We start from the raw sequence: 9,575 nt of genomic DNA, 5'->3' as shown, positions 1-9,575 counted from the left end.
GGCCGCACGGCGGACGGCGACCGGCCCTGGACCCGCCGCTGGCGGGCCGCCCTGGGCCTGCTGCGCGCCACCGATCCGCAGCGGGCCGCCGAGACCACCGCGCTGCTGCGCTGCCTGGTGCCCGTCGCCCGGCCGGCGGACGACGCCGGGGCCGCGGTGAGCGCCACCTTCCGGGCGGCCCCCGGCGCCATACTGGCCACCCTGCCGCACACCGCCGCCGACCTGGCCGAGGTGCTCGTCCACGAGACCCAGCACACCAAACTGGCCGTCCTGCACGACCTCGTCCCGCTGCACGACGCCGGCCCCGCGGCCGTGTACCGGGTGGCCTGGCGGCCCGATCCGCGCCCGCTCGCCGGCGTGTTCCAGGGCACCTACGCGCATCTCGCCCTCGCCGAGTTCTGGGACCGGGCGGTCCGCGGGGCCGCCGTGCCCGCGGCGGTCCGGGAGGAGGCGCGGGCCCGCCGCGATTCGTACCGCCGACAGGTCGCGGAAGCGGTGCCCATCCTGCTTGAATCCAGTGAACTGACTCCTGCGGGCCGGGAGTTCGCGACGGGCATGGAACGGCTCCTCGCGAGTCTGGGACGGGCAGGGCGCATGGCGTCCGGTATCGCCGACGCGTCATCATGTGATGACGTACAGTGATGATGCCGCCGCGCCGGGCTCCCGGGCGGCCGCCCGGACCACGCTGGTGCGAAGGAACGAGGGACGCGCATGAACACGCAGCGGTATCAGGTCGGCACCGGTGCGCAGGACCGGGTCGGTGAGCACTTCACCATCGTCTTCGCCGGCTTCTACCGGCCCTGGGCGACCTGGATCTCCCACCGGCTGGAGAGCCACGGCCACCGCACGACGCTCCAGCGCTGGGACCCGCCCCGCGAGGTCCCCCTGGAGGTCGCGCTGGGTGACCTGCTGCTGGCCAGCGGCCGGATCCTGCTCGTCCTCAGCGACTGGTTCTTCGAGCTCGGCCCGCGCCGCGAGGACGAGTGGAACGAGGCCCTGCGCGGCATCGTCGCGGACAACGTCGACCGGTTCGCCGCCGTCAACCTCACCAACCGGGCGCTCCTCCCCGCCACCGCCGTCCTGGAACCCGCCGACCTGTGGGGCGTCGGCGCGCCGGAGGCCGAGCGCCGGCTCCTCGCCCGCCTCCAGCTGCCCGAGGGCCCGCCCCGGCGCCCCCTCGCCGCCGGCCCCGGCTCCCGCTACCCCAACGACCCGCCGGCCGTCTGGGGCGACGTCCCGCGCCGCAACCGCCGCTTCACCGGCCGCGACGACCTGCTCAACCGGGTCCAGGAGCAGCTGATGGACGCCGACCACGGCACCGCCGTCTGCGCTCTGGTCGGCATGTCCGGTATCGGCAAGACGCAGATGGCCGCCGAGTACGCGCACCGGTTCAGCTCCGACTACGACGTCGTCTGGTGGGTCAACTCCGACACCCGCGGCACCCAGCGCGAGCGGTTCGGCGAGCTCGCCCCCGAACTGAACCTGACCGTCGGCTCCGAGCCCGGCGAGCGCATCCGCGCGCTGCGCGAGGCGCTGCGCCGCGGCGAGCCCTACAAGAACTGGCTGATCATCTTCGACGGCTGGGACGACACCGACCTCGTCGAGGAGATCCTGCCCTGGGGCCAGGGGCACGTCCTGATCACCTCGCGCAACCGCAGCTGGGACCGGTTCGGCGCCACCGTCGACGTCCCGGGCTTCCAGCGTCACGAGAGCACCGGCTACCTGATGCGCCGCGCCCCCCGGCTCTCGGCCGAACAGGCGGACGCCGTCGCCTCGGAGCTCGGCGACGTGCCCATCGCCCTGGTCCAGGCCGCCGCCTGGCTCGGCGAGTCGGACATGGAGGTCTCCGACTACCTGCGGATGGTCCGGGACGGCGAGGTGGCCGGCCTGGCCGCCGACCACGGGGAGTACGACGGCATCCCCACCTCGATGATCACGTCCTGGTCGATACTGATCAACCGGCTCCGCGAGACCCAGCCACACGCGGTCGAACTCCTCACCCTCTGCACGTCGTTCGGGGCCGGGCGGATCCCGATCGGCCTCATCCGTGTCATGCCGCCGGCCCAGCTGCCCGACAGCCTCGGCTGGCTCGTCTCCGACCTGCCCAGCTGGACGCGGGCGCTGGACACCCTCGTCAACTACTCGGTGTTCACCCGCGAGTCACGCGACCTGCGCACCACCCAGGCCCACGAGCCCGGCCCGGAGCAGGAGTCGGTGCACATGCACCGGCTGGTCCACGACATCGTCGCCCGGCTGACCTCCGCCGAGGAACGGCAGCTGCACCGCCGCATCGTCCGCCGCATGCTCGCCGCCGCCGACCCGGGCAACCCCCAGGACAGCCGGCTCTGGCCGCGCTACGCCGAACTCCTGCCGCACCTGGAGCCCTCCGGCGCGCTCGGCAGCCACGACTACCGGGTCCAGGAGACCGTCCTCAACCTGCTGCGCTACTGCATGCACAGCGGCGAGTTCCGCACCGGTGTCGAACTGGCGGAGCAGATCCGCATCCAGTGGTCGGAGATGTTCCCGCCCGAGCACCCCCGGCTGGTCGAACTCACCACCCAGCAGAGCAACATCCTGCGCGCGAGCGGTGCCTTCCGGGCCGCCTACGAGCTCGACCGGGAGACGCTGGAGCGGCTGCGCGCCCTCCCGGACACCGACGCCAGCAGCCTGATGACGGCGACCAGCTGCCTCGCCGCCGACCAGCGCTTCCTCGGCCAGTACACCGAGGCCCTCCAGATGCAGCGCGAGGTCCTCAACACGGCCCTCGAACTGCTCGGCCCCGAGGACTACACGACCCTCCTCGCCCAGCACAACCTCGGCGTCGGCCTGCGCCTGCTCGGCCGCTACTCCGAGGCGTACGACATCGACCTGGAGACCCTGCGCGCCCGCGAGAACCTGCTCCGCGCCCGGCACGCCGCCACCCTGGTCTCCGGCATCGCCTGCGCCCGCGACCTGCGCCTGATGGGCCGCTACGGGGACGCCCTGGCCCGACAGGAGCTCGGCATGCGGCTCCACGTCCAGGTCCTCGGCGCCAACCACCCCCAGACCCTGCGCGCCCACCACAACCTGCTGCTCTGCCAGCGCCGCGCCGGCGCCCCGCAGGACCTGACCGGCGCCATGACCAGCCTGCTCGAACAGATGGAGCAGGTCCACGGCCGCCGGCACTACGCCACCATGGGCCTCGTCGTGGACTTCGGCAACTACGCCCGCGAGCACGGCGACCTCCAGCAGGCCCGCGAGCTCATCGAGGAGGGCGAGAGCGGCTTCCGCACCCTCCTCGGCCCCGCCCACCCCATCAGCACCGGCATGCTCTCCAATACCGGCCTCGTCCTCCAGGCCGCCGGCGAACGCGGCGAGGCGCTCACCATGTTCGAGTCCGCCTACGCGGGCCTGGCCGCCTCCTTGGGCCACGACCACCCCTGGGTCCTCGGCTGCGCCCTCAACGCCGCCGCCGGCCGCAACTTCACCGGCCGCCTGGAGAGCGCCACCGACCTCAGCCGCGACACCCTCCGCCGCGCCCGCACCGCCCTCGGCCCCGACCACCCCTTCACCCTCTCCTGCGAGGTCGCCCTGGCCGCGGACCTGCGAGCGCTGAGGGAGCACGAGGAAGCGGAAAAGGTGGAGGAAGACGCCCTCCAACGCCTCACCCGCACCCTGGGCGCCCAGCACCCCCACGCCCTCTCGGCCCGCCAGCGGTCCCGGCCCTACTGGGACTTCGAGCCGTACCTGGGCTAGCGACCCGAGGCCGCGCCGCGAACGCGTCCCGGGCCGACTCACAAGTCCGTACGAGAGGACGTACCTCTCGGACGTGAGTCGGTTCAAGGAGCGGCGCATTGGATACCGAACGCCGGGCGGAGGGCGGCGGGGCGAGGCCGCCCCGTGGGTCCGGGCGGATTCCCACGCGGAGGCAGGCCCTCCTGCTGGCCGCGGGGGTACTGGCGGGCACGGGTGCCGCCTGCGCCTTCGGCGGCGACCGCCGGGAGCCGGAGCGCTCCGCGCGTCGGCCGCCGGAAGTGAGAGCCCTCGGGCGGGGCTGGAAAGTCCCCCGCCTCGCGGTGATGCCCCTGGGCGATTCGATCACCCACGGCGGAGCCGGCAACCCGGCCGGCGGCGGCTACCGGCCCGCCCTGTGGGACCGGCTCGCCGGCCACGCGGACGTCGTCGACTTCGTCGGCGGCGAACGGAACGGGCGGCTTCCCGACCCCGACCACGAGGGCCACTGGGGCTGGAAGATCGACGGTCTGCTGTCCCGTATCGACACCTGGCTGCCGAAGGCCCGCCCCAACGTGGTGCTGCTCCACATCGGCACCAACGACATGCACGACGACTACCGGGTGGACACCGCCCCCGAGCGGCTGGGCACGCTCGTCGACCGCATCACCACGGCCGCCCCGGACATGACGGTCCTGGTGTCCGCCCTCGTCCCCTCGGCCGACCCCGCCACCCAGCGGCGCGTCGAGGCGTTCAACGCCGCGCTGCCCGCCCTGGTCGCGGAACGGCGCGGCAGGGGAGCCCGCGTCGGGCTCGTCCGCATGGACCACGTCACACCCCGCGACCTCGTCGACGACCTCCACCCGAACGACACCGGCAACGCCAAGATGGCGGCGGCCTTCCACGAAGCGATCGCCCGCGCCGCCACCGCCGGATGGATCCGCGAACAGGTGGACATCGGACCGTCTCCGGCCCACTGACGGACGGTATCGCTGATACCGTGGATACCATGCCTGAACCCAAAGCCATGAGCTTGCGCTTCCCGGACCCCGAGCAGCGCAGGGCCATCGAGGCTGCCGCCAGGGAAGCCGGCGTCAGCATGCAGGAGTACATCCTCTCGGCCGCTTACGAGCGGGCCACGGCGATCGAGGCGAAGTTCCTTCAGGCGTTCCAGGACTCGATGTCCCGGAGCGGCGACGCCTTCGCCGAGGAGCCCGCCGTGTGCGACCCCTCTCCTGAGTGGCGGTCCGCCGAAGAGAGCGCCCGGTCGTCCGTGGAGCGCACGGAACCGGGTCGCGCGGCGTGAGTGACGAGCAGCAGCCGCTGCGGATCGACGTCCCCTTCCTGCTGCACGCGGCGGAGCTCCTGCCGGGCGACCCCCAGGTCGACGACTACGGGCCGCTGTTCGGGGCCGTCGCCCGCATGTACGCCAGAGCGATGGACCGGGACATCTACGGCTCCCTCCACCTCAAGGCCGGCGCCCTCCTGGTGAGCCTCGTACGGATGCCCTGCCTGGAGCACTCCAACGACCGCTTCGCCTGGCACGCCACCGAGGCGTTCCTCGCCCTGAACGGGCACAGCCTGGAGTACCGGCCCAAGGAAGCCGTCGCACTCGTCCGGGAAGCGGCCGCCGGGACCGTCGGCGTCGCCCGGGTGGCCCGACGACTCCGCGCCTGGACCGTCCACTGAGGTCCGGCCCGGCCATCTCGTGCCCGAGGACCGTGGTCTTCACCGCGGGGCCGCGTCGTAGCGCGGCAGCTCGCCGGTGTCGATGACCCAGTCGCTGATGGTGATCTCGTCGCCGAAGGCGTAGGGGACCCTGGCGCTGTACTCGGGGACACCCTTCTTCTCGGTGATGGCCCAGTAGTGGACGCAGGTGCCGTCGCGGGGATCGACGATCAGGTAGTGCGGGATGCCGAGCCGGGGGTAGTGGCGCAGCTTGCTCTCGTAGTCGTTCTCCGGATTGGAGGGGGAGACGATCTCGACCGCTGCGAGCAGGGCCTTGGGGTCGATGGCATCGTCCGTGTCCATGGCGGCTTCGGGCAGGACGAGGACGTCGGGGCGGCGTAGCTGTCCTAGATCCGCCGCTTCGATGTCGCCCGAGGTGGTGGCGACGATCCCGGGGGGAAGCTGCGGCTGGAGTTGGCGTTCGATGCGCAAGGCCGCCAGGCCATGGCGGCCGGCGGGGACCGTCGTCATGAGAATCTGGCCGTCGCTGATCTCGACATGCGAACTCAGAGGCGTCGGCGGCGTGAAGCGTTCGGTCAGTGAGCGCAGATGGCGGTAGGTCTCCTCGCGCGGCGCGGCCGTCATGACGCCACCCTAGGGGACGCGGTCGTGGCAAGGGGCACCCAACCGAACGGGCCGGAGCCCGTACCGCCGGTGAAAGCGGTACGGGCCCCGGCCCGTGTTCGTCAGAGACGGACGGATCCGCGGATCAGCTGTCGAAGACCTCGGCGACCAGGGCCGCCTGCTCCGCCTGGTGGCGCTTGGCCGAGCCGACCGCCGGCGAGGAGGAGTGCGGGCGGGAGACCCGCCGCAGCCGCTCGCGGGCCGGGATGTCGGCGCCGACCGCCAGGTCGAGGTGGTCGATCAGGTTCAGCGCGATGAACGGCCACGCGCCCTGGTTCGCCGGCTCCTCCTGGGCCCAGATGTACTTCTCGGCGTTGGGGAACTTGGCGATCTCCGCCTGGAGCTCGGCACCCGGCAGCGGGTACAGGCGCTCGATGCGGATGAGGGCGGTGTCCGTGGCGCCGCGCTTCTGCCGCTCGGCCTCCAAGTCGTAGTAGACCTTGCCGGAGCAGAAGACGACCTTGCGGACGTCGGCCGCGTTCACCGTGGCGTCGCCGATCACCGGGCGGAAGCCGCCGGTGGTGAACTCCTCCGCCTTGGACGCCGCGGCCTTCAGGCGCAGCATCGACTTCGGGGTGAAGACGATGAGCGGCTTGTGGTGCGGGTTGTGGACCTGCCAGCGCAGGAGGTGGAAGTAGTTCGACGGCAGCGTCGGCATGGCGACCGTCATGTTGTTCTGGGCGCAGAGCTGGAGGTAGCGCTCGATCCGGGCCGAGGAGTGGTCCGGGCCCTGGCCCTCGTAGCCGTGCGGGAGGAGCAGGGTGACGCCGGACGTCTGGCCCCACTTCTGCTCGCTCGACGAGATGAACTCGTCCACGATGTTCTGCGCGCCGTTGGCGAAGTCGCCGAACTGCGCCTCCCACAGGACGAGCGCGTCCGGGCGGGCCAGCGAGTAGCCGTACTCGAAGCCCATCGCCGCGTACTCGCTGAGCAGCGAGTCGTAGACGTTGAAGCGCGCCTGGTCCTCGGAGAGGTAGAGCAGCGGGGTGTAGTCCTCGCCGGTCTCGCGGTCGACGAGCACCGCGTGGCGCTGGCCGAAGGTGCCGCGGCGGGAGTCCTGGCCGGAGAGGCGGACCGGGGTGCCCTCCATCAGGAGGGAGCCGAAGGCGAGGGTCTCGCCCATGGCCCAGTCGATCGTGCCGTCCTCGACGCTGGCCGCGCGGCGCTGCAGCTGCGGCAGCAGGCGCGGGTGGACGGTGACGTTCTCCGGCAGGTTGACCTGCGACTCGGCGATCCGCTTGACGACCTCCTGGGAGATCGCGGTGTTCACCGGGACCGGGAACTCGGCCTGCGGGGCCGGGACCTCGGCCGACGCGGGCGCCGAGGTGGCCTCGCGGACCTCGGTGAAGACCTTCTCCAGCTGGCCCTGGTAGTCCTGCAGGGCCTGCTCGGCCTCCTCCAGGGTGATGTCGCCCCGGCCGATCAGCGACTCGGTGTACAGCTTGCGCACCGAGCGCTTCTTGTCGATCAGGTCGTACATCAGCGGCTGGGTGAACGAGGGGTTGTCGGCCTCGTTGTGGCCCCGGCGCCGGTAGCAGATCAGGTCGATGACGACGTCCTTGTTGAACGCCTGGCGGAACTCGAAGGCCAGACGGGCAACGCGGACGACCGCCTCCGGGTCGTCGCCGTTCACGTGGAAGATCGGCGCTTCGATCATCCGGGCGACGTCGGTGCAGTACATCGACGAGCGCGAGGACTCCGGCGGCGCGGTGAAGCCGACCTGGTTGTTGATGACGATGTGCACGGTGCCGCCGGTGCGGTAGCCGCGCAGCTGCGACATGTTCAGGGTCTCGGCCACGACGCCCTGGCCCGCGAAGGCCGCGTCGCCGTGCAGCTGGACCGGCAGGACGGTGAAGTCCGTGCCCGCCTTGCCGATGATGTCCTGCTTGGCGCGGGAGATGCCCTCGACGACCGGGTCGACCGTCTCCAGGTGGGACGGGTTGGCGGCCAGCGAGACCTTGATCTGCTCGCCGTCCAGGCCGGTGAAGGTGCCCTCGGCGCCCAGGTGGTACTTGACGTCGCCGGAGCCGTGCATCGACTTCGGGTCGAGGTTGCCCTCGAACTCCCGGAAGATCTGCGCGTAGGACTTGCCGACGATGTTGGCCAGCACGTTGAGCCGGCCGCGGTGGGCCATGCCGATGACGGCCTCGTCGAGGCGGGCCTCGGCGGCTGCGTCCAGCACCGCGTCCAGCAGCGGGATGACGGACTCGCCGCCCTCCAGCGAGAAGCGCTTCTGGCCGACGTACTTGGTCTGCAGGAACGTCTCGAACGCCTCGGCCGCGTTCAGGCGGCGGAGGATCCGCAGCTGCTCCTCGCGCTCCGGCTTGGAGTGGCCGCGCTCGACCCGGTCCTGGATCCACTTGCGCTGCTTGGGGTCCTGGATGTGCATGAACTCGATGCCGGTGGTGCGGCAGTACGAGTCGCGCAGCACGCCCAGGATGTCGCGCAGCTTCATCATCGACTTGCCGGCGAAACCGCCGACCGCGAAGTCGCGCTCCAGGTCCCACAGGGTGAGGCCGTGCTCGGTGATGTCCAGGTCGGGGTGCTTGCGCTGGCGGTACTCCAGCGGGTCGGTGTCGGCCATGACGTGGCCGCGCACCCGGTACGCGTGGATCAGCTCGAAGACGCGGGCGGCCTTGGTGACGTCGTCGTCGTGCGAGGCGTCGATGTCCTTGAGCCAGCGGACCGGCTCGTAGGGGATGCGCAGCGCCTCGAAGATCTCGTCGTAGAAGCCGTTCTCGCCCAGCAGCAGCTGGTTCATGATCCGCAGGAACTCGCCGGAGGCGGCGCCCTGGATCACGCGGTGGTCGTACGTCGAGGTCAGGGTCATGACCTTCGAGATGCCCATCTTGTTCAGGGCATCCTGCGAGGTGCCCTGGAACTCGGCGGGGTAGTCCATCGCGCCCACGCCGAGGATGAGGCCCTGGCCGGGCATCAGGCGCGGCACGGAGTGCACGGTGCCGATGCCGCCGGGGTTGGTCAGCGACGCGGTGACCCCGGTGAAGTCCTCCATCGTCAGCTTGCCGACCCGGGCGCGGCGGACGATGTCCTCGTACGCCTGCCAGAACTCGAAGAAGTTGAGCGTTTCGGCCTTCTTGATGGCCGCCACCACGAGCTGGCGGTCGCCGTTCGGCTTCACCAGGTCGATCGCCAGGCCCAGGTTGACGTGCTCGGGCTTGACGAGGGTGGGCTTGCCGTCCTTCTCCGTGAAGGAGTAGTTCATCGACGGCATCAGCTTCAGCGCCTGCACCATGGCGAAGCCGATGAGGTGCGTGAAGGAGACCTTGCCGCCCCGGGCGCGCTTCAGGTGGTTGTTGATGACGATGCGCTGGTCGAACAGCAGCTTCACCGGGACGGCGCGGACGGACGTGGCCGTCGGCAGCTCCAGCGAGGCGTTCATGTTCTTGGCGACCGCGGCGGCGGGGCCGCGCAGCGTCACGTACTCCGGGCCGGCCGGGGCCTCGGTCGCCGGCGCGGCGGCGGCCTTGGCCGCGGGCTTCGCGGCGGCCGGC

Annotated in this window: 7 protein-coding genes; 5 read left to right on the top strand and 2 right to left on the bottom strand. The window is 71.5% G+C overall.

Features of this window, described 5'->3' with window-relative positions:
* The 5 genes from JNW98_RS33280 to JNW98_RS33260 form a co-directional block, all read left to right on the top strand.
* A partial coding sequence (locus JNW98_RS33280; RefSeq protein WP_263421482.1) for an aKG-HExxH-type peptide beta-hydroxylase occupies positions 1-642 on the top strand: 642 nt, incomplete at its 5' end.
* A gap of 69 nt (positions 643-711) precedes the next feature.
* Positions 712-3,735 (top strand): FxSxx-COOH system tetratricopeptide repeat protein, encoded by a 3,024-nt coding sequence (fxsT, locus tag JNW98_RS33275; RefSeq protein ID WP_223772027.1) that lies wholly within the window; start codon positions 712-714, stop codon positions 3,733-3,735.
* 323 nt (positions 3,736-4,058) lie between these two features.
* Positions 4,059-4,691 (top strand): SGNH/GDSL hydrolase family protein, encoded by a 633-nt coding sequence (locus JNW98_RS33270; protein WP_223772026.1) that lies wholly within the window; start codon positions 4,059-4,061, stop codon positions 4,689-4,691.
* Positions 4,692-4,720: 29 nt separating this feature from the next.
* Positions 4,721-5,017: a type II toxin -antitoxin system TacA 1-like antitoxin gene (locus JNW98_RS33265; protein WP_223772025.1), complete on the top strand. Its 297-nt coding sequence runs from the start codon at positions 4,721-4,723 to the stop codon at positions 5,015-5,017.
* A complete protein-coding gene (locus tag JNW98_RS33260) occupies positions 5,014-5,400 on the top strand; it encodes a fic family toxin-antitoxin system, toxin component (RefSeq protein WP_223772024.1) in 387 nt (128 codons plus the stop codon). The genes JNW98_RS33265 and JNW98_RS33260 overlap by 4 nt, the downstream gene beginning before the upstream one ends.
* Before the next feature lie 39 nt (positions 5,401-5,439).
* Here the strand turns inward: JNW98_RS33260 and JNW98_RS33255 are convergent, their stop codons facing one another.
* Together JNW98_RS33255 and JNW98_RS33250 are read right to left on the bottom strand one after the other, a co-directional pair.
* The gene (locus JNW98_RS33255; RefSeq protein ID WP_223772023.1) at positions 5,440-6,024 is read right to left on the bottom strand and encodes a Uma2 family endonuclease; all 585 of its coding nucleotides are present in this window, start codon (positions 6,022-6,024) and stop codon (positions 5,440-5,442) included.
* A gap of 124 nt (positions 6,025-6,148) precedes the next feature.
* Positions 6,149-9,575 (bottom strand): multifunctional oxoglutarate decarboxylase/oxoglutarate dehydrogenase thiamine pyrophosphate-binding subunit/dihydrolipoyllysine-residue succinyltransferase subunit (locus tag JNW98_RS33250; protein ID WP_223772022.1); only part of this gene is annotated, 3,427 nt, incomplete at its 5' end.

Source organism: Streptomyces huiliensis, from assembly GCF_020037025.1.
Taxonomy (GTDB): domain Bacteria; phylum Actinomycetota; class Actinomycetes; order Streptomycetales; family Streptomycetaceae; genus Streptomyces; species Streptomyces huiliensis.
Note: the sequence above shows the minus strand (reverse complement) of the source record. Positions and strands in the feature narration are given on the sequence as shown.